This window comes from Streptomyces sp. NPDC058289, assembly GCF_042880975.1.
In the GTDB taxonomy this organism is placed as follows: domain Bacteria; phylum Actinomycetota; class Actinomycetes; order Streptomycetales; family Streptomycetaceae; genus Streptomyces; species Streptomyces stoeckheimensis.
On the sequence record NZ_JBHVYI010000012.1, the window covers coordinates 22,307 to 40,135 of the forward strand.

Annotated in this window: 19 protein-coding genes and 1 tRNA gene; 12 read left to right on the forward strand and 8 right to left on the reverse strand. The window is 71.0% G+C overall.

All coding sequences use genetic code 11. The features are described from left to right. Positions 1-4 precede the first annotated feature (4 nt). The 3 genes from ACFVX6_RS08465 (at position 5) to ACFVX6_RS08475 (ending at position 3,350) form a co-directional block, all read left to right on the forward strand. Positions 5-1,165, forward strand: coding sequence for an acyl-CoA dehydrogenase family protein (locus ACFVX6_RS08465; protein WP_389689276.1), 1,161 nt, complete (start codon positions 5-7; stop codon positions 1,163-1,165). A 125-nt stretch (positions 1,166-1,290) separates the two neighbouring features. Beyond that, positions 1,291-2,325, forward strand: coding sequence for an ABC transporter substrate-binding protein (locus ACFVX6_RS08470; RefSeq protein WP_389689278.1), 1,035 nt, complete (start codon positions 1,291-1,293; stop codon positions 2,323-2,325). Positions 2,326-2,414: 89 nt separating this feature from the next. After that, positions 2,415-3,350 (forward strand): siderophore-interacting protein, encoded by a 936-nt coding sequence (locus ACFVX6_RS08475; protein ID WP_389689280.1) that lies wholly within the window; start codon positions 2,415-2,417, stop codon positions 3,348-3,350. Positions 3,351-3,387: 37 nt separating this feature from the next. On the opposite strand, the gene ACFVX6_RS08480 is transcribed toward ACFVX6_RS08475, so the two are convergent. After that, positions 3,388-4,980, reverse strand: a complete 1,593-nt coding sequence (locus ACFVX6_RS08480) for a beta-N-acetylhexosaminidase (RefSeq protein ID WP_389689282.1) — start codon at positions 4,978-4,980, stop codon at positions 3,388-3,390. A gap of 52 nt (positions 4,981-5,032) precedes the next feature. On the opposite strand from ACFVX6_RS08480, the gene ACFVX6_RS08485 reads away from it, so the two are divergent. From ACFVX6_RS08485 to glmS, 3 genes are all read left to right on the forward strand, one after another. Further along, positions 5,033-5,968, forward strand: coding sequence for a DUF4429 domain-containing protein (locus ACFVX6_RS08485; protein WP_389689284.1), 936 nt, complete (start codon positions 5,033-5,035; stop codon positions 5,966-5,968). A gap of 107 nt (positions 5,969-6,075) precedes the next feature. Beyond that, a complete protein-coding gene (locus tag ACFVX6_RS08490) occupies positions 6,076-6,351 on the forward strand; it encodes a hypothetical protein (protein WP_250741293.1) in 276 nt (91 codons plus the stop codon). A gap of 78 nt (positions 6,352-6,429) precedes the next feature. Next, complete coding sequence (glmS, locus tag ACFVX6_RS08495; RefSeq protein WP_389689286.1) at positions 6,430-8,247, forward strand: glutamine--fructose-6-phosphate transaminase (isomerizing); 1,818 nt, start codon at positions 6,430-6,432, stop codon at positions 8,245-8,247. Positions 8,248-8,368: 121 nt separating this feature from the next. Here glmS and ACFVX6_RS08500 read toward each other — a convergent pair whose 3' ends face one another. Together ACFVX6_RS08500 and ACFVX6_RS08505 are read right to left on the reverse strand one after the other, a co-directional pair. Continuing rightward, positions 8,369-8,935, reverse strand: a complete 567-nt coding sequence (locus ACFVX6_RS08500; protein ID WP_389689288.1) for an acetate uptake transporter — start codon at positions 8,933-8,935, stop codon at positions 8,369-8,371. 99 nt (positions 8,936-9,034) lie between these two features. Further along, the gene (locus tag ACFVX6_RS08505; protein ID WP_214951587.1) at positions 9,035-9,565 is read right to left on the reverse strand and encodes a universal stress protein; all 531 of its coding nucleotides are present in this window, start codon (positions 9,563-9,565) and stop codon (positions 9,035-9,037) included. Between the two features lie 379 nt (positions 9,566-9,944). Between ACFVX6_RS08505 and ACFVX6_RS08510 the strand changes: the two genes are divergently transcribed. The 4 genes from ACFVX6_RS08510 to ACFVX6_RS08525 all read left to right on the forward strand — a co-directional run bounded on the left by ACFVX6_RS08510 (position 9,945) and on the right by ACFVX6_RS08525 (position 12,762). After that, on the forward strand, positions 9,945-10,361 hold the full coding sequence (locus ACFVX6_RS08510; RefSeq protein WP_389689290.1) for a hypothetical protein: 417 nt from the start codon (positions 9,945-9,947) through the stop codon (positions 10,359-10,361). 376 nt (positions 10,362-10,737) lie between these two features. Beyond that, a complete protein-coding gene (locus ACFVX6_RS08515) occupies positions 10,738-11,907 on the forward strand; it encodes a helix-turn-helix domain-containing protein (protein ID WP_389689292.1) in 1,170 nt (389 codons plus the stop codon). Between the two features lie 82 nt (positions 11,908-11,989). After that, positions 11,990-12,592: an oligoribonuclease gene (orn, locus tag ACFVX6_RS08520; protein ID WP_250741286.1), complete on the forward strand. Its 603-nt coding sequence runs from the start codon at positions 11,990-11,992 to the stop codon at positions 12,590-12,592. A gap of 97 nt (positions 12,593-12,689) precedes the next feature. Further along, positions 12,690-12,762: transfer RNA gene (locus tag ACFVX6_RS08525), tRNA-His, on the forward strand. 65 nt (positions 12,763-12,827) lie between these two features. Here the strand turns inward: ACFVX6_RS08525 and ACFVX6_RS08530 are convergent. Next, a complete protein-coding gene (locus ACFVX6_RS08530; RefSeq protein WP_389689294.1) occupies positions 12,828-13,733 on the reverse strand; it encodes an NAD(P)H-binding protein in 906 nt (301 codons plus the stop codon). A gap of 102 nt (positions 13,734-13,835) precedes the next feature. On the opposite strand from ACFVX6_RS08530, the gene ACFVX6_RS08535 reads away from it, so the two are divergent. Both ACFVX6_RS08535 and ACFVX6_RS08540 read left to right on the forward strand, forming a co-directional pair. Beyond that, the gene (locus ACFVX6_RS08535; RefSeq protein WP_389689296.1) at positions 13,836-14,336 is read left to right on the forward strand and encodes a MarR family winged helix-turn-helix transcriptional regulator; all 501 of its coding nucleotides are present in this window, start codon (positions 13,836-13,838) and stop codon (positions 14,334-14,336) included. Positions 14,337-14,448: 112 nt separating this feature from the next. Beyond that, the gene (locus ACFVX6_RS08540; protein WP_389689298.1) at positions 14,449-15,849 is read left to right on the forward strand and encodes an MFS transporter; all 1,401 of its coding nucleotides are present in this window, start codon (positions 14,449-14,451) and stop codon (positions 15,847-15,849) included. On the opposite strand, the gene ACFVX6_RS08545 is transcribed toward ACFVX6_RS08540, so the two are convergent. From ACFVX6_RS08545 to ACFVX6_RS08560, 4 genes are all read right to left on the reverse strand, one after another. Next, complete coding sequence (locus tag ACFVX6_RS08545; protein ID WP_389689299.1) at positions 15,767-16,066, reverse strand: hypothetical protein; 300 nt, start codon at positions 16,064-16,066, stop codon at positions 15,767-15,769. The two genes, ACFVX6_RS08540 and ACFVX6_RS08545, sit on opposite strands and share 83 nt — an antisense overlap. A gap of 143 nt (positions 16,067-16,209) precedes the next feature. After that, a complete protein-coding gene (locus tag ACFVX6_RS08550) occupies positions 16,210-16,884 on the reverse strand; it encodes an NADPH-dependent F420 reductase (RefSeq protein ID WP_389689301.1) in 675 nt (224 codons plus the stop codon). A gap of 123 nt (positions 16,885-17,007) precedes the next feature. Next, positions 17,008-17,649, reverse strand: a complete 642-nt coding sequence (locus ACFVX6_RS08555; RefSeq protein WP_389689303.1) for a disulfide bond formation protein B — start codon at positions 17,647-17,649, stop codon at positions 17,008-17,010. Between the two features lie 11 nt (positions 17,650-17,660). Then, positions 17,661-17,825 (reverse strand): DUF5993 family protein, encoded by a 165-nt coding sequence (locus ACFVX6_RS08560; protein ID WP_389689305.1) that lies wholly within the window; start codon positions 17,823-17,825, stop codon positions 17,661-17,663. Positions 17,826-17,829: the final 4 nt, after the last annotated feature.

Below are 17,829 nucleotides of genomic sequence, written 5' to 3' on the forward strand. Positions count from 1 at the left end.
GACCATGGCCCTCGACCACCGGCTCACCCCCGAGCACGAGGAACTCCGCCGCACCGTCGAGGCGTTCGCGCACGATGTGGTGGCGCCCAAGATCGGCGATCTGTACGAGCGGCACGAGTTCCCGTACGAGATCGTCGCCGAGATGGGCCGCATGGGCCTGTTCGGCCTGCCCTTCCCGGAGGAGTACGGCGGCATGGGCGGCGACTACCTCGCCCTCGGCATCGCCCTGGAGGAGCTGGCCCGCGTCGACTCCTCGGTCGCCATCACCCTGGAGGCCGGCGTCTCGCTCGGCGCGATGCCCCTGTACCTCTTCGGCACCGAGGAGCAGAAGCGGCAGTGGCTGCCGCGGATGTGCTCCGGCGAGATCCTCGGCGCCTTCGGCCTGACCGAGCCGGGGGCGGGCTCGGACGCGGGCGGCACCCGTACGACCGCAGTCCGGGACGGCGGCGAGTGGGTGATCAACGGCTCGAAGTGCTTCATCACCAACTCCGGTACGGACATCACCGGCCTGGTCACCGTCACCGCCGTGACGGGCCGCAAGGCGGACGGCCGCCCGGAGATCTCCTCGATCATCGTCCCGTCAGGCACCCCGGGCTTCACGGTGGCCGCCCCCTACTCCAAGGTCGGCTGGAACTCCTCGGACACCCGCGAGCTGTCCTTCGACGGCGTACGGGTCCCCCTGGCCAACCTGGTCGGCGAGGAGGGCCGCGGCTACGCCCAGTTCCTGCGGATCCTCGACGAGGGCCGCGTGGCCATCTCGGCGCTCGCGACGGGCCTGGCGCAGGGCTGCGTGGACGAGTCGGTGAAGTACGCCAAGGAGCGGCACGCCTTCGGCAAGGCGATCGGCGACAACCAGGCCATCCAGTTCAAGCTGGCGGACATGGAGATGCGCGCCCACATGGCCCGGATCGGCTGGCGCGACGCGGCCTCCCGGCTCGTGGCCGGTGAGCCCTTCAAGAAGGAGGCGGCCATCGCGAAGCTGTACTCCTCGACGGTGGCGGTCGACAACGCGCGCGACGCCACGCAGATCCACGGCGGCTACGGGTTCATGAACGAGTACCCGGTGGCCCGCATGTGGCGCGACTCGAAGATCCTGGAGATCGGCGAGGGCACGAGCGAGGTGCAGCGCATGCTGATCGCCCGTGAGCTGGGGCTTTCCGCCTAACGGCAGTCGGTGGTGCGGTACGGGGCCCTCCGTGAGGAGGGCCCTTTATCGTTTCCAGCCAAGGTTAGGCTAACCTTCCTATCGAACGCCCGAGCCACCCAGTACGCACGAAAGTGGACATCTCCATGCCCAAGTCCCGCTCCTCCCTCCTCACCCGCCGCGGCCTGATCGCGGCAGGTGGCGCCCTCGGCCTCGTGGCCGCGCTCACCGCCTGCGGTGGCAGCGACTCCGCGAAGGACGGTTCGGGCGACAAGGGCACGGGCGCCGCGGCGGCCTGGAGCTTCAAGGACGACATGGGCAAGGACGTCACCGCCAAGTCCACGCCGAAGAACATCGTCGCCTTCACCGGCACCGCGGCCGCGCTCCACGACTACGGGGTCGGCGTCAAGGGCGTGTTCGGCCCGACGAAGACCGCCGACGGCAAGGCCGACGTGCAGGCCGGCTCGATGGACATCTCCAAGGTCGAGATCATCGGCAACGTCTACGACGAGTTCAACGTCGAGAAGTACGCGGCCCTCCAGCCCGACCTCCTGGTGACCAACACCTGGGAGAAGGACAGCTACTGGTACCTGCCGGAAGCCTCCAAGGACAAGATCCTCAAGCTGGCCCCGGCCGCCGCGATCGGCGTGGGCGGCGACGTCACGATGGACAAGGCCCTGGCCCGCACCGCGGATCTCGCGAAGTCCCTGGGCGCCGACCTGAACGACAAGAAGACCGTCGACGCCAAGGCCCGCTTCGAGGCCGCCTCCGCGAAGCTCCGCGAGGCCACCAAGGCGAACCCCGGCATCAAGGTGCTCGTCGGTTCCGGCGCCGCGGACCTGTTCTACGTCTCCACCCCGGCCACCTCCGCCGACCTGAAGTACTTCCAGTCGCTCGGCGTCGAGTTCGTCACCCCGGACAAGGTCGAGGGCGGCTTCTTCGAGAGCCTCAGCTGGGAGAACGCCGGCAAGTACCAGGCCGACGTGATCCTCCTCGACAACCGCACCGGCACCCTCCAGCCGGAGGAGCTGAAGGCCAAGCCGACCTGGGCCGAGATGCCGGCCGTCAAGGCCGGTCAGATCACCCCCCGCGTGACCGAGCCGATCTACTCCTACGAGAAGTGCGCGCAGATCGTCGAAGAGCTCACCAAGGCCATCCAGAACGCCAAGAAGGTCAGCTGACCCCTGACCGTCCGGCCCCGGCACCTCACCCAGGCGCCGGGGCCTTCTGTTTCGCCCGTCATCGCCGATCCCAGGGGGGGACCCTCCGCATGACCGCCAACGCCAACACCGCCGCGACCGCACCCGACAACGCGCCCGCACCCGAAGCCGAGATCCCCCACTTCCGCTTCTTCGAGCTCGAAGTGCTCCGCACGCGCCGCCTCGGCCACTCCTTCCTGCGGATCACCTTCGGCGGCGAGTCCCTGACGGACTTCCGCTCGGGCGGCTACGACCAGAGCCTGTCCCTCTTCCTGCCGCCCGCCGGCCGGGAGCACACGGTGCTGCCCTCCACGGGCGAGGACACCTGGTTCGCGGACTGGCGCGGGATGCCCGACGAGGAGCGCCCGGTGATGCGCTCGTACACGGTCCGCGAGCAGCGCCGGACCCCCGCCGGCGTGGACGAGGTGGACATCGACTTCGTCCTGCACGGCGCCACCTCCCCCGCCTCGTCCTGGGCCGGCCGCGCGGTGACCGGCCGCCGGATCATGGCCATCGGCCCGGCCGTCGCGGAGAACAAGTCCGTACGTTTCCAGCCACCGGCCGTCACCGACGCCCTCCTGATGTACGCCGACGAGACCGCCCTCCCCGCGGCCTCCGCGATCCTGGACCGGCTCCCCGAAGGCACCCCGGTCAGGGCCTGGTTCGAGGTCCCGCACGAGGACGACCGGCTGTACCTGCCGACGTCCGCCGACGCGGACATCACCTGGGTCGTACGGGAGCCGGGCGCCGGCCGGGATCGCACCGACCGGGTGCTGGAGGCGCTCCGCGCGGCCGAACGACCCGCCACCACGTCCCCGTACGCCTGGATCGCAGGCGAGTCCGCGACGATCCGCGCGGTCCGCAGGCACTTCGTCCAGGACTGCGGCATCGACCGCCGCACGGTCCGCTTCACCGGCTACTGGCGCCTCGGCGCCACCGAGGACCAACTCCTCGCGGAGGCCTACGCGGGCCGGTCCCCCGACGAGGACCCGACGGCGGCGCTCTAGCGGTACGCCGCCGGGTCCGGACCCTCCGGCCCCGGCCCTACTGCCAGGGCACGTCAGGCGCCCGGTAGAAGGTGACGTCCTGGGCGTCCAGCCGCGGCCCCTGGGCCGCAAGGCGCCGGCTGTACGAGGGCCAGTCGTGGGCGGCGGCCGGGGACCAGCCCAGTTCCGCGAGGCCCAGTACGCGCGGGAAGGCCATCAGCTCCCAGTCCCCCCGGGTCGCGATGGTCTCCGTCCACAGGGGGGCCTCCACTCCGAGGACCGCGGATTCCGGGAGGCCCGTCAGGTAGGTTCCCGGGTCCCAGTCGTAGGCGCGGCGCACCGGTACGTACCCGGCCCAGGCCAGTCCCGGCTTCGTCTCCTTGTCGTACTTCATGTCCAGGTAGAGCCGGTCCGCCGGGGACAGGATCACCGGGCTGCCCGCCTTGGCCGCCGCGGCCACCGCCGCCTTCTCGGCGGCCGCCGTGCGGTCGTGGCCCCAGTACTGGAGCACCGCCCCCGGGGCAGGCCGGGCCGTCGCGAGCTGGTGCCAGGCCACCACCGTCTTGCCGTGCCTTGCCACGACCGCCTGGGCCCGGTCCATGAAGGCCGCGTAGTCCGCCGCGGGCGTGGAGTGCGCTTCGTCGCCGCCGATGTGCAGGTACTTGCCGGGGGTCAGCTCCGCGAGCTCCCCCAGCACCTGGTCGATGAACTCGTAGGTCCGTTCCTTGCCCACGCACAGCGAGCTGAAGCCGACCTTGATCCCGGTGTAGCGCTCGCGCGCCTTGCCGTCGCAGTTCAGCTCCGCGTAGGCGGCCTGCGCGGCGTTCACGTGGCCCGGCATGTCGATCTCCGGGACCACGTCCACGTACCGCTCCGAGGCGTACGCCACCAGGTCCCGGTACTCGTCCTTCGTCCAGTGCCCGCCGGGGCCGCCGCCGACCTCGCTCGCACCCCCGTACTCCGCCAGCCTCGGCCAGGAGTCGATCGCGAGGCGCCAGCCCTGGTCGTCGGTCAGGTGCAGGTGCAGGGTGTTGACCTTGTACTGCGCGAGCTGGTCGACGTACCTCTTGACCTGCTCCGCCGTGAAGAAGTGCCGGGCCACGTCCACCATCGCCCCCCGGTACGCGAAGCGCGGCGCGTCCGTGACCGTGCCGCCCGGCACCGTCCCCGGGCCGGACACCGGCAGGAGCTGGCGCAGCGTCTGGCCCGCGTGGAAGAGACCCGCGGGCGTACGGGCGGTGAGGGTGACCCCGCCGGGCCCGGACTCCAGCCGGTAGCCCTCCTCCCCCGCTCCCTCGGCCTCCCCGTCGATTCGCAGCCGGATCCCGTCGCCCTCCACCCCGTCGACCACGGGCAGCGGCAGCCCGCTGGGGCCGCGCAGCTGCTCGGCGAGGAGTTCGCCGACCTTGCGGACCTCCTCGTCGTCGGTCAGGCCCGTACGGATGACCGTGCCCGGACCGAAGGTGTACCCCGGGCCTTCTGCCCGGGCGGACACGGGCGCCGGCAGGAGCCGTTCGTAGGGCGCGAGCGCGGCGGGGGGCTCGTCGCCCGGCCGGGCGTCGTCCCCCCGCGCGGCACTGCTGCAGGAGGCGGCCGCGGGGACGGCGGCGAGGGCGAGGAGGGCGGCGAGCATGCGTCGCGGGACTCTCATGCGCATAGGTATAGGCCAACCGGGCCCGTGGGGCCGATGCAAGAATCCAAGGATGGCGGAAATCATCCAGAAGGACGGCACATGGACCTTCGACGGGGACGCGGTGCGCATCGTGCCGGGCCGCGACAAGGGGGTGGGCCTGCTGCGCCAGACCCTGGGCGAGGTGCTCGTCCCGCTGCGCGCGCTGGCCGGGATCTCCTACGAACCCGGGCGCAAGGCGGGCCGGCTGCGCCTGCGGCTGCGTGACGGCGCCGACCCGCTGCTCCAGGTGACGGGCGGCCGGCTGCCGGAGGCCTCCGATCCGTACCGGCTGACCGTGGAGCCGGACCGCGGCGGGGTGGCGGAGTACTTCGTGGACGAGGTGCGCAACGCCCTGCTGCTGGACCAGGTGGATCCCGGGCCCGCGGACTCCTACCTCCTACCGGGTCCCGCCGTGCCGATCACGGTCGGCGCGGGCGACGGGACGGCGGCCTTCGACGGGGACCGGGTGTCCCTGGAGTGGAACTGGACGACGGAGGAGGCGAAACGGTCCGGCGGGGCCCGGGAGTTCCGGGTCGCGGACCTGCGGTCGGTGGAGTGGGCCCCGTCCCGGGGGCTGGAGAGCGGGTGGATCCGCTTCGGCCTGACCGGCGCCCCCGTCCAGAGCGCGCCGCCGAAGTACGACCCGTGCACGGTGGAGCTGTTCGGCTTCAAGAAGGACCCCCTGATGGCGCTGGTCGCGGCGGCGGTCGCGGTGCGCATGCCGCACCCGGCGGCGCCCGTCTCCTCGCCGGAGCTCACGTCCGAGGCCGGCGCCCGCCCGGAACTCGAGCCGAAGCCCACCCCGGCCGCAGCCCCCGCCGCCGCCCTTGCCCCGGCCGCCGCCCCGGCGGAGGACCACGACGCCCTGCTGCGCCGGCTGCGCGAGCTGGGGGAGCTGCATCAGGCGGGGATCCTCACGGCCGAGGAGTTCACCACGGCGAAAGCGGCGATTTTGGGTCGTTTCTGACCAGCAGAGACCGGAATTCACCCCTCCTCTGGTCCAGACCAGCGTAATCCTGCCCGATTTCGGGCAGGATTTTTGCGTTCTTCCGCTCGTACCGCCAATATCGACGGATGCCCGACCGCCGCCCGTCGCACGAGGACCTCGTCGACCACTTGGTGCGCAGCACCTCGCTCCAGCGGGGCGAAGCCGCCCGAGTGGTGCTCGACGTACTCGCGTACTTCGACGAGAGCACCGAGGAGTTCGTCCGCCGGCGCCACCGTGAGCTCCAGTCCGGGGGCGCGGTCAACGCGGACATCTTCGAGCGGATCGCGGCAGAACTGCCGCACCGCGCGGTCGCACCGCCGGAGCTCTCGCTCCGGCAACTGCGCCGCATCGTCTACGGCTGAGCACCACCCCCGGCCACGCGCCGGGGCGCTGCAGGGGCAGCGGCAAGAGCAACCGAACTTCAGGAGGGGAAAGACCTTATGTGCGGAATCGTGGGTTACATCGGCAAGCGTGACGTGGCACCGCTGCTGCTGGAGGGCCTGCAGCGGCTGGAGTACCGCGGGTACGACTCCGCGGGCATCGTCGTCAACAGCCCGAAGGCCGCGGCCCTGAAGGTCGTCAAGGCCAAGGGCCGCGTACGCGAGCTGGAGTCCCGGGTCCCCAAGCGCTTCGCCGGCACCACCGGCATCGCCCACACCCGCTGGGCCACCCACGGCGCCCCGAGCGACCTCAACTCCCACCCGCACCTGGACGCCGACAACAAGGTCGCCGTCGTCCACAACGGCATCGTCGACAACGCCTCCGAGCTGCGCGCCAAGCTGGAGGCCGACGGGGTCGTCTTCCTCTCGGAGACCGACACCGAGGTGCTCGTCCACCTCATCGCCCGCGCCCAGGCCGAAACCCTGGAGGAGAAGGTCCGCGAGGCGCTCAAGGTCGTCGAGGGCACCTACGGCATCGCCGTCATGCACGCCGACTTCCCCGACCGCATCGTCGTGGCCCGCAACGGCTCCCCGGTCGTCCTCGGCATCGGCGAGAAGGAGATGTTCGTCGCCTCGGACATCGCCGCGCTCGTCGCCCACACCCGCCAGATCGTCACCCTCGACGACGGCGAGATGGCGACCCTGAAGGCCGACGACTTCCGGACCTACACCACCTCCGGCACGACGACCACCGCCACGCCCGAGACCGTGGAGTGGGAGGCCGCCTCCTACGACATGGGCGGCCACGACACGTACATGCACAAGGAGATCTCCGAGCAGGCCGACGCGGTCGACCGCGTCCTGCGCGGCCGGATCGACGACCGCTTCAGCACCGTCCACCTGGGCGGCCTGAACCTGGACCCGCGCGAGGCGCGCGGCATCCGCCGGGTCAAGATCCTGGGCTGCGGCACCTCCTACCACGCCGGCATGATCGGCGCGGGCCTCATCGAGAGCCTGGCCCGCATCCCCGCCGACGCCGAGCCCGCCTCGGAGTTCCGCTACCGCAACCCGGTCGTGGACCCCGACACCCTCTACATCGCGGTCTCCCAGTCCGGTGAGACGTACGACGTGCTCGCGGCCGTGCAGGAGCTCAAGCGCAAGGGCGCCCGCGTCCTCGGCGTGGTCAACGTGGTCGGCTCCGCGATCGCCCGCGCCGCCGACGGCGGCGTGTACGTGCACGCCGGCCCCGAGGTCTGCGTCGTCTCCACCAAGTGCTTCACCAACACGGTCGTGGCCTTCGCGCTGCTCGCCGTGCACCTGGGCCGCATCCGCGACCTGTCCGTCACCGACGGCAAGCGGATCATCGACGGCCTGCGCAAGCTGCCCGCGCAGATCCAGGAGATCCTGGACGGCGAAGAGGACATCAAGAAGCTGGCCGCCGAGTACGCCGAGGCCAAGTCGATGATGTTCATCGGCCGTGTCCGGGGTTACCCGGTGGCCTTGGAGGCCTCCCTGAAGCTCAAGGAGATCTCCTACATCCACGCCGAGGCCTACCCGGCCTCCGAGCTCAAGCACGGTCCGCTCGCCCTCATCGAGCCCTCGCTGCCGACGGTCGCGATCGTCCCGGACGACGACCTGCTGGAGAAGAACCGCGCGGCGCTCGAGGAGATCAAGGCCCGCAGCGGCCGGATCCTTGCGGTCGCCCACACCAAGCAGGAGAAGGCCGACCACACGATCCTCGTGCCCAAGAACGAGGACGAGCTGGACCCGATCCTGATGGGCATCCCGCTGCAGCTGCTGGCGTACCACACCGCCCTGGCCATGGGCCGGGACATCGACAAGCCGCGCAACCTGGCGAAGTCCGTCACCGTCGAGTAGGTCGCGCAGACAGCGCAGATCGCGTAGGTCGCGTAGGTCGCACGCACGAGGAAGGCCCCCGGGGATCCCCCGGGGGCCTTTTCGTGCACTGCGTGGTGCGCCGCGCTCCGTGCGCGGTCCGTCAGCTCGCAGCGACCGCGCCGCGCGAACCCTTCCCGAAGGCCACCGGCCAGCTCGCCAGCGCCGCGGTGGCCCCGTACCAGGCCAGCAGTCCGGCGAGCGCCGCCACCCAGCCGGCCGCCTTGGCCAGCCCGTCGCTCTCGGCGAAGGTGCCTATCGCCAGGAGCAGCAGGGAGAGGGTGAACAGGCCGTACACGCCCTGACCGAACAGCCCGCGCGAGGCCGAGGCAGCGAGGGTCAGTGCCAGCATGGCGAACAGGACGAGGAACAGTCCGGCCGCGTGTGCCGAAACCTTTCCGTCGGCTCCGTTGGCCCAGGTGAACCAGAAGGCGCCGATACCCGCGAACGCCGTGCCGTTGAAGCCGTTGCCGCCGCGGTATTCGAGGATCCCGAGGACGAACAGGGCGAGTCCGCCGAGGAACGTCGCGAGCGACACGGAGTTGGCCACGGTCACACCGTCGATGATGCCGGTGTTGCCGATACCGAACGCGAGAAGGGTGAGACCCAGGGCGATGTGCCCGAGGGTCGAAGTCGAGGCCGTGCTTCCCGCAGAGACACCATTGTCCACGGCGGGCTCCCTTCGATCTGCAGTTGTTTGCTGCGTCCCAGCAGCCTTTATCTACCCCTTACATGGGGGTGCACAACCGCACAATCGACATACAGTCGGTTACGGGATGACAACGACGGGTCGCTGCGCCCGCTTCGCCAGCCGGCCCGCCACCGATCCGAAGATCCGGCCGACGATCCCGTGCGTGGAGCCGACCACGATGGCGTCCGCCGAGTACTCCCGGCCGACCTCCTCCAGCTCGTGGCAGATGTCCCCGCCCCGCTCGACGAGGATCCACGGAACCTCGGACAGGTAGTCCGCGCAGGCCAGCTCCAGCCCCAGCACCTCGGTGCGGTGATCCGGCACGTCCACGAAGACCGGCGGCTCGCAGCCGGCCCACACGGTGGTGGGCAGCCGGTTCGCGACGTGGACGATGATCAGACCGGAGCCCGAGCGACGGGCCATGCCGATCGCGTACGCGAGGGCGCGCTCGCTGGACGTGGATCCGTCGAAGCCCACCACGACCCCGTGCCTGAAGGCCGGGTCGCAGGGATGACGTGGCTGTTCCACCGCGCGCAGGTCGGCCGATTCTGGATCGGCGAGGCGTTTGCGCTTGCGGTCCGCGGGTTCGGAGAATTCGTGACCGGCCATGGGTGTCTCGGCGAAGAGGTCCTCAGGGGAAGGGACAAGCGGACGGGGCGCCAGTAGGCGGAAGCGACGATTCAAGCGGGACGATTCCAGAAAACGACAACTCAGTGTGACCGAGCTCTGTCCGGGAAGCATCTTCCCAAGCCCATACCCACCAGGGTACGGCGACACTCCTGTGCTGCACAGGTCATGCCGCCCTTGGAGAGCGTCCCAGGGAGCATGCCGCAGCCACGCCTCCTTGGCAATGTCCGCTGCCCCCTACAGCCAGTGACGAGGTGCACCCCATCGGGTGTGCGCCACCCGTGCGCGCAGTGACCGAGCCGCGCCGCACGCCGTTGGACACGAGTCCGACCGTCCAGGAAGAGCCCGCAGGGAGCACGCCGTGCCCGGTCATCCGGTTCACCCCGTCCAGCCCGCTCAGTCGCCCGCTCAGCCGACGCAGTCCGTCCACATGCCGCCCCCTCCCCTTCACTCGTCCGTGCAGGCCGCCCGGCGGCCCCACGAGGACCCGGCGGGTGACGTGGTGCGCTGGGCGGCCTTCAGCTGCCTGCTCGTCCCCGTGGTCCTCGTCGTCTACGGGACCTCCTTCGGCGGGGCCGCCGTCGCCACCCTCGGCCTGGCGGCCGTCACGGCGGCCTGCCGGGTACTGCTGCGCCACTCCGAGCAGGCGGAGCGGAATGCCGCCCGGGTCCTCACGGAGGACCGATTGACGCCCGCGCATCGGGGCCGGCACTCCCGTGCCGGAACCGGAAGCCGGCGCGGATGTCAGGTTTCCGGCGGGATGTCCCCTCACGACTGACCGATTCGCACATCCACACCCGCATGTTTTCAGCCAACTTCCCGGCAGGTCACCCCCCTTGCCGGAATGTCCCCCCACCCCCCTCACCATCAGCGACTACGGCGCCACAAGGGGTCTTTGACCCTACGAGTACTGGCCATGGCCGGACAGTGCGCTTTCCACCCGGGTAGCGGAGTGGAACGCTTCCTGATCGAATGCTTTTCGCCAAGTTGCCAAGTCGACATAGCGCTGCGTGCTGAACTTGTCACGCCGACACCACGGGACGCAGTAGATTCGATCATGTATTTACGGCGGGGGAGCCACGTGCAAGGCCGAGGGGATACGTGCAGGTGCGACCAGACCAAGGAGTCGCGACACCCAAGGGGGGCTTAGCGCCATGAGCCAGGATTCCACCGCCGTCGTCGTTGACGGCAGGAAGCTCGCGGGGCGTCGCCGCAGGGAGATCGTCGCGGTGCTGCTCTTCAGCGGCGGACCGATCTTCGAGAGCTCCATTCCACTTTCCGTGTTCGGCATTGACCGGCAGGACGCGGGAGTTCCACGCTACCGATTGCTCGTGTGCGCCGGTGAGGACGGTCCACTGCGGACCACGGGCGGACTCGAACTGACCGCGCCATACGGGTTGGAGGCGATCGCCCGGGCAGGCACGGTCGTCGTTCCCGCATGGCGTTCCATCACCTCACCGCCACCGCCGGAGGCGCTCGACGCGCTACGTCTGGCGCACGAGGAGGGTGCCCGGATCGTCGGACTGTGCACGGGAGCATTCGTGCTCGCCGCCGCCGGTCTGCTGGACGGCCGGCCCGCGACGACGCACTGGATGTACGCGCCGACGCTGGCCAAGCGCTACCCGTCCGTCCACGTCGATCCGCGCGAGCTGTTCGTCGACGACGGTGACGTGCTGACGTCCGCGGGCACCGCGGCCGGAATCGACCTGTGCCTGCACATCGTGCGCACGGACCACGGCAGCGAGGCGGCGGGTGCACTGGCCCGCAGGCTCGTCGTCCCGCCGCGCCGCACGGGTGGCCAGGAACGCTACCTCGACCGGTCGCTGCCGGAGGAGATCGGCGCCGACCCGCTGGCCGAGGTCGTCGCCTGGGCACTGGAACACCTCCACGAGCAGTTCGACGTGGAGACGCTGGCGGCGCGCGCCTACATGAGCAGGCGCACGTTCGACCGGCGGTTCCGCTCGCTCACCGGCAGTGCTCCGCTGCAGTGGCTGATCACCCAGCGGGTGCTTCAGGCGCAGCGGCTGCTGGAGACCTCCGACTACTCGGTCGACGAGGTCGCCGGACGCTGCGGGTTCCGCTCGCCGGTCGCACTGCGCGGTCACTTCCGCCGCCAGCTGGGGTCCTCCCCGGCCGCCTACCGCTCCGCCTACCGGGCCCGCCGCCCGCAGACGGACGTGGTCCAGGTGGCTCAGCTGTCGGAGTCGCCGGTCCCGCACCAGCGCACTCCGCAGCCGCAGCGTGCGGCCGCGGCACTGGCCGCGGCCGGACCCACGGTGACGGAGCTGTACGCCCCGGGCCGGGTGCTGCGCGAACACGCGTAACGAGGTCCCCGGAAGGTCCCCCGCATCAGTGGTCACCTCGGTGGTCACCGATGCGGGGGACCTTCCGCATAAGGTGGGGCGCATGAACGATCGCATGGTGTGGATCGACTGCGAGATGACCGGGCTCTCGTTGACGGACGACGCACTTATCGAGGTGGCCGCACTGGTCACCGACTCGGAGCTCAACGTGCTCGGCGAAGGCGTGGACATTGTGATCCGCCCGCCGGACGCGGCCCTGGAAACCATGCCCGACGTGGTGCGCGAGATGCACACGGCGTCCGGCCTGCTCGACGAGCTGGCCGGCGGGACCACCCTCGCGGACGCGGAGGCACAGGTCCTGGCCTACGTACGGGAACACGTGAAGGAACCCCGCAAGGCCCCGCTCTGCGGAAACACGGTCGGCACCGACCGCGGCTTCCTGCTGCGCGACATGGCCGCACTGGAGGGCTACCTGCACTACCGGATCGTGGACGTGTCCTCGATCAAGGAGCTGGCACGCCGCTGGTACCCGCGCGCCTACTTCAACAGCCCCCCGAAGAACGGCAACCACCGGGCGCTCGCGGACATCAAGGAGTCCATCGCCGAGCTGCGCTACTACCGGGAGGCCGTCTTCGTACCGCAGCCCGGTCCGGACTCGGACACGGCGCGCACCATCGCAGCCAAGCACGTCGTCCCCGGCGCCTGACACCCACCGGAGAGGGGTGCGGAACAAGGAGGGAGCGAGCACCCTCCCGGACCCTGTACCCTTTTCTTCGGCCGGTCGGTTTTCCCGACCGGACATGGTGGGTGTAGCTCAGTTGGTAGAGCACCTGGTTGTGGTCCAGGTGGCCGCGGGTTCAAGTCCCGTCACTCACCCTGCAAAAGGGCCCCGTTCTGCGAAAGCGGACCGGGGCCCTTTGCCATTCCCCGGGAAGACGGTCCTAGGACCGGAAGGCGTCTGCGTGGTCCGCAGACCAGGTCTCGAAGGTGCGCGGAGCGCGGCCGGTGAGCCGCTCGAGGTCGTCGGTGAGGTTGACCGGGAGGCCGTCCGAGGCGGACCAGAAGTCGAGCAGGGCCTCCGCGTACGGGCCCGGTATGTAGCCGTCGACCTCGGACTTCCACTGCTCGCGCGAGACGGGCTCGAAGGGTATGGAGTGGCCCACGGCCTCGCCCAGTAGGGCCAGCTGCGCGGCGAAGGTCAGCGTCCGCGGCCCGGTCAGGGTGTACGCGCGCCCCCCGAGCGCGGGGTCGGTGAGAACCGCGAAGGCGGCTTCGGCGAGGTCGGTCTCGTGGACCGGGTCGCTGTACGCACCCGGGTACGGCAAGTGGACCGGGTGGCCCGATTTCATCGCCCAGGCCCAGCCGAGGGCATTGCTCGCGAAGGATCCGGGGCGCAGCAGGGTCGTGCGCAGCGGGGAGGCGAGGAGGGCCCGTTCCACCGTGAGGTGGGAGGCGGCGAGGGGGCTGTCGGCGGCGTCGGGGGCGAGGACCGAGGAGGAGGACAGGAGGACGACGTGTTCGACGCCGGCACTGACGGCCTCCTTCACGAAGGCGTCGATGGCGGCGGCCTCGGCATAGAGGAAGACGGAGCGGACACCGGCGAGGGCTTCGGGGAAGGTCGCGGGATCGGTGAGGTCGCAGTGGACGGTGCCGGGCGTGTCCGGCTCGCGGGATGCGAGGCGGTGCGGGACGCCGTGGGCGGCGAGGAGGGACGAGAGACCGCGGGCGACGGCGCCACGGCCACCGGTGACGAGAACCTTCGACGTGCTCGACGTGCTCGACGTGCTCGACGTGCTCGACGTGCTCGACGTGTTGGGCGTGTTCGGCATGTTCGGCATGTTCGACATGGCGGATTCCTGCTCTCCCTGTTCTAGACTGAGTACGTGACGCAGATTCTGTGTGACGCAACCTCTGCGTCACACAGATAAATTTGGAGCACGGAGAAGCCGATGTCAACCGATTACGCTCGTTCGAGTGATGAGTGGACCCGCGCCGAGCTGCTCGCGCGCATCGTCACCGAGAGCCAGCGGCACTACGCCGACTACTCGCTCTTCAACCAGGCCATGGCCGACCACGTCGGCCTGCACCCCACCGACATGCAGTGCGTCGCCCTCCTCGACATGGAGCCCGGCCCGGTCAGCACCGGTGACATCGCCCGGCTCACCGGCCTGACCTCCGGCTCCGCCACCCGCCTGGTGGACCGCATGGTCAAGGCCGGCATCGTCGAGCGGCACGCCGACCCGAACGACCGCCGCCGCTCCCTCGTCGCCCTCGCCCCCGCCGCCCGCGACCGGATCGGCGCCGCTTGGGAGACCCCGGGCCGCGCCTTCGGCGCCGTTCTGGCGAGCTACTCCGACACCGAACTCGCCGTCATCGCCGACTACCTGCACCGCGCCGCCGAGGTCGGTCGCGCCCAGGCGAAGCGGCTGACCTCGGGGGACAGCGACTGACCACCCCGCACAGGCCCTACCGAAGCGGCCGCTCCGGCGCTAGCCTCCCGACCAACGGGCAACGGCGCGCGCCGGAGAAACGGGAGGGTCGGCGTGCGGCTGGAGGTTGTCCATGCCCACCCCGTCCCCCGTGCCCACCCCGTCCCCCAAGTCCGCACCCGCGCCCGCATCCGGGCCCGCATCCGCCCCCGCCGGCTTCCGCGGGGTGTTCGCCCTCGGCGGCCGCGCCCTCCCCGCCTACGGGTTCCTCGCGCGCCTCCCCGCCGCACTGTGCCCCATCGGGACGCTCCTGCTCATCAACGAACGCGACGGCATCGGCGACGCCGGAACCATCGCCGCCGCCCTCTGGCTCGGCCAGGCCCTCGGCGGGCCGTTCATCGGCCGACTCGCCGACCGGCGCGGCCACCGGCCCGTCCTGCTGGTCGCCTGCGCCGCGAACGCCGCCGTGCTCCTCGCCCTCGTCGCCGCCGTCCTCGGCGGGCTGCCGCTCGCCGCCCGGATCGCGCTCGCCGTCGCCGCCGGCCTCACGGCCGCGCAGGTCGGGCCGCTCGCCCGGGCCCGGTGGGCGCGGCTGGCCGGAGAGGACAAGGCCCTGGTCGGGGCCGCGCTCTCCTTCGACACCACCCTCGACGAGGTCGGCTTCATGGTGGGGCCCGCGCTGGCCGGGATCCTCGCGGTGACCGTCCACCCCGCGTCGGCGCTGCTCCTCGCGGCCGCACTGGGCCTGGTGTTCGGGACGCTCTTCGCCCTGCACCCCACGGCGCCCGGGCCGACAGTGCCCGGCCCGACGGCGCCCGGCCCGACGGGATCCGGCGCCGCCGCGCGGGGCGACGTACGACTGTGGTCTCCGGGGCTCGCCCTGCTGTTCGTCGTGGCCGTCCTGCAGGGTGCCTCGTGGAGCGGGGCCAATACCGGGGTCAACGCGCTCGCCGTGGCCGTCGGCTCCCCCGGGGCCGCCGGGCTCGTGTGGGCCGCGATGGCCGTGACCAGCTCGGTGGCCGGCTTCGTGACCGTGGCCCGGCCCGGAACGGCCGGCCTCACCGTCAGGCTGCGCAGGACCATCGCCGCCCAGGCGCTGCTGACGCTGCCACTGCTCGCCGTCTCCGGCCTGTGGGGCGCGGCCTTCGCCGTCGCCGGCATCGGACTGGCCGTCGCCCCGCACCTGATCGCGTTGTTCGGCCTCGTGGAACGGGCCGGCCCCGCACGGCGGATGGGCGAAGCCATGACCCTGGCCGGCAGCGGTCTGATCATCGGCCAGGCACTGGCCGCCGCGGTCTCCGGTCCGCTCGCCGCGGCCTACGGGTACCGGGCGGCCTTCGCCGTCTCGTGCGCGGCCGCGGCCGCCTCCGCGGTGCTGGCGTGGGCGGCCGCCGACCGGATCCTGGGACCGGTCCTGATGCCGGCTCCGGGACCGGCCCCGGTTCCCGGGCTCAGTCCGAGCTCTTCATCGCCGCCAGCCCCTTCGCCAGGTCCTCGGCGTTCATCACCGGGGCGACCTCCAGCTCGGCGTTGAACTGCAGGAACAGGTCCTCCATCAGGGGCGGCATCTGCGCGCTGTCCTGGAGGTCGAAGACCATCCAGCAGGACCGGACGCCCTCGTGGAGGCCGAAGTAGGCGGCCTCCGGCTTCACCGTGTCCATGAGCTTCTTCATGGCCGCCGGGAGGGCGCCGCTCTTGATGCCGTCGTTCGTCGCCGCCGTGTCCATATGGGCCCTGAGCATGACTCTCATGCGCGGCTCCTTTCGTCACGGCCACCCTGGGCGCGGGTGCGGGAGGCGGCAACATCTCCGCCTCCGTCCGGGCGGGGCCTACTCCGTCCGGCTGCTCCGTCCGGCTACTTCGTCCGGCTACTTCGTCCGGCGGCTCCGTACGGCTACTCCGTCCGGTTCGCGCCCTGGATGTGGAAGTTGAAGTCCGTGTGCCCGAGGGTCCCCATCAGCCGGAGCCAGATCGGCAGCAGCATCTCCGTGCCGCGCGCCGTCTCGATGCCGCCCAGGTCGATGACGGTGTGCTCGCGCCAGTCGAAGGAGTACAGGAGCTCCCGTACCGCCTTCTTGGCTTCGGCGTCCTCACCCGAGAGGAAGACGGTGTGGTCGCCGGGGACCCGGGCCGGGTCGACCATGACCTGGCAGTTCATCGTGTTCAGGGTCTTGACCACGCGCAGTCCCGGGAAGGTCCGCTGGATCAGCTCGCCCAGGCTGTCGCTGTCCACCGGTTCGAGCCCGGGCGGGAACCCGCGCGAGAAGTCCAGCGGGTTCGCGATGTCGATCAGGATCTTGCCGTCCAGGTGCGCGGCGTCGGCCTCCGTCAGGGCGGCCACGCTGACCTGCCCGCCCGTGGCGTTGACGAGCACCTCGCCGAGCCGAGCCGCCTCCGCGAAGGGGGCGAGGCCCGCCGCCGGGTGGGCCTGCTGCCACGTGGCGTACTCGGTGCGCTCGAGGGTGGCCCCGGGGTCCCGGGTGCCGATGACCACCTCGTGGCCGAGGGAGAGCAACCGGGCGGCCACCGTACGGCCGACGATCCCGGTGCCGAGGACTGCGTAGCGCATGACGGCTTCCCATCGCATACGGAAGGAATCAGGAAAGGAACCAAGCAGAGGAGAAGGGCGGACCCACTCAAGCAGGTCGTACGGATTCCCGCGCGGGAGGCGTCAACTCCGCGCCAACCTAAGCTAGTCCAGGATCCCCACGTCGTAGAAGAACTGATAGCGCGTCGGGTCGTCCGGCAGGAACCAGTGGAAGCCCTCCTCCAGGAAGACGGCCACGAGGTTCACGGCGATCACCAGCCCCAGGAACCACACCGCGACCATCCCCACCGTGCGGTACGGTCCCGGGCCCTCCGCCGGGACGGCCCGGTCCGCGGTGGCGTGGGCGAAGGCCAGGACGATGCCCACGGCAACGACCGAGGCCTGGAAGAGGATCCACGCCCAGACGTAGAGGTGCAGGCCGAACACCTCGCTCCCGTACCCCTTGTCGCCCGGCAGGACGTGCAGCATCGTCTGCCGCCACGAGGCGAACGAGCCGGCGATCACGGCGATCAGGGACAGGCCCCAGCCCATCATGTAGTCGCGGCCGGTCACCGCCCCGCGCGACAGCGCCGTCCGGACGATGTGGGCCGCTCCCATGGCCGCCAGCAGCATGAACATCCGCTGCACGATGCAGAGCGGGCAGGGGTACTCCCCCAGCCCGAACTGGTAGAAGAGCCCGCCGCACACCACCCCCGTCCAGCCGATGGCGAAGGCGCACGCGAACCAGAACTGGACCCGGCCCAACAGGCCGCCCTCCAGCGGCGTCTCCGGGAGGAGACTGGACATCGCGGCCACGGTCAGTAGCTCAAGGTGAGGGCGAGGCCGCTGGTGATGTGGTGCGCCATCACCAGGATCACGGCGAGGAGCATGAGCCACCAGGCGCCGAGCACGACGAACCGCGGGGCGTCCCGGTACATCGCGATCAGGGTGGCGAGCAGGCCGCCGAAGATGAGGGTGTCCATGGCG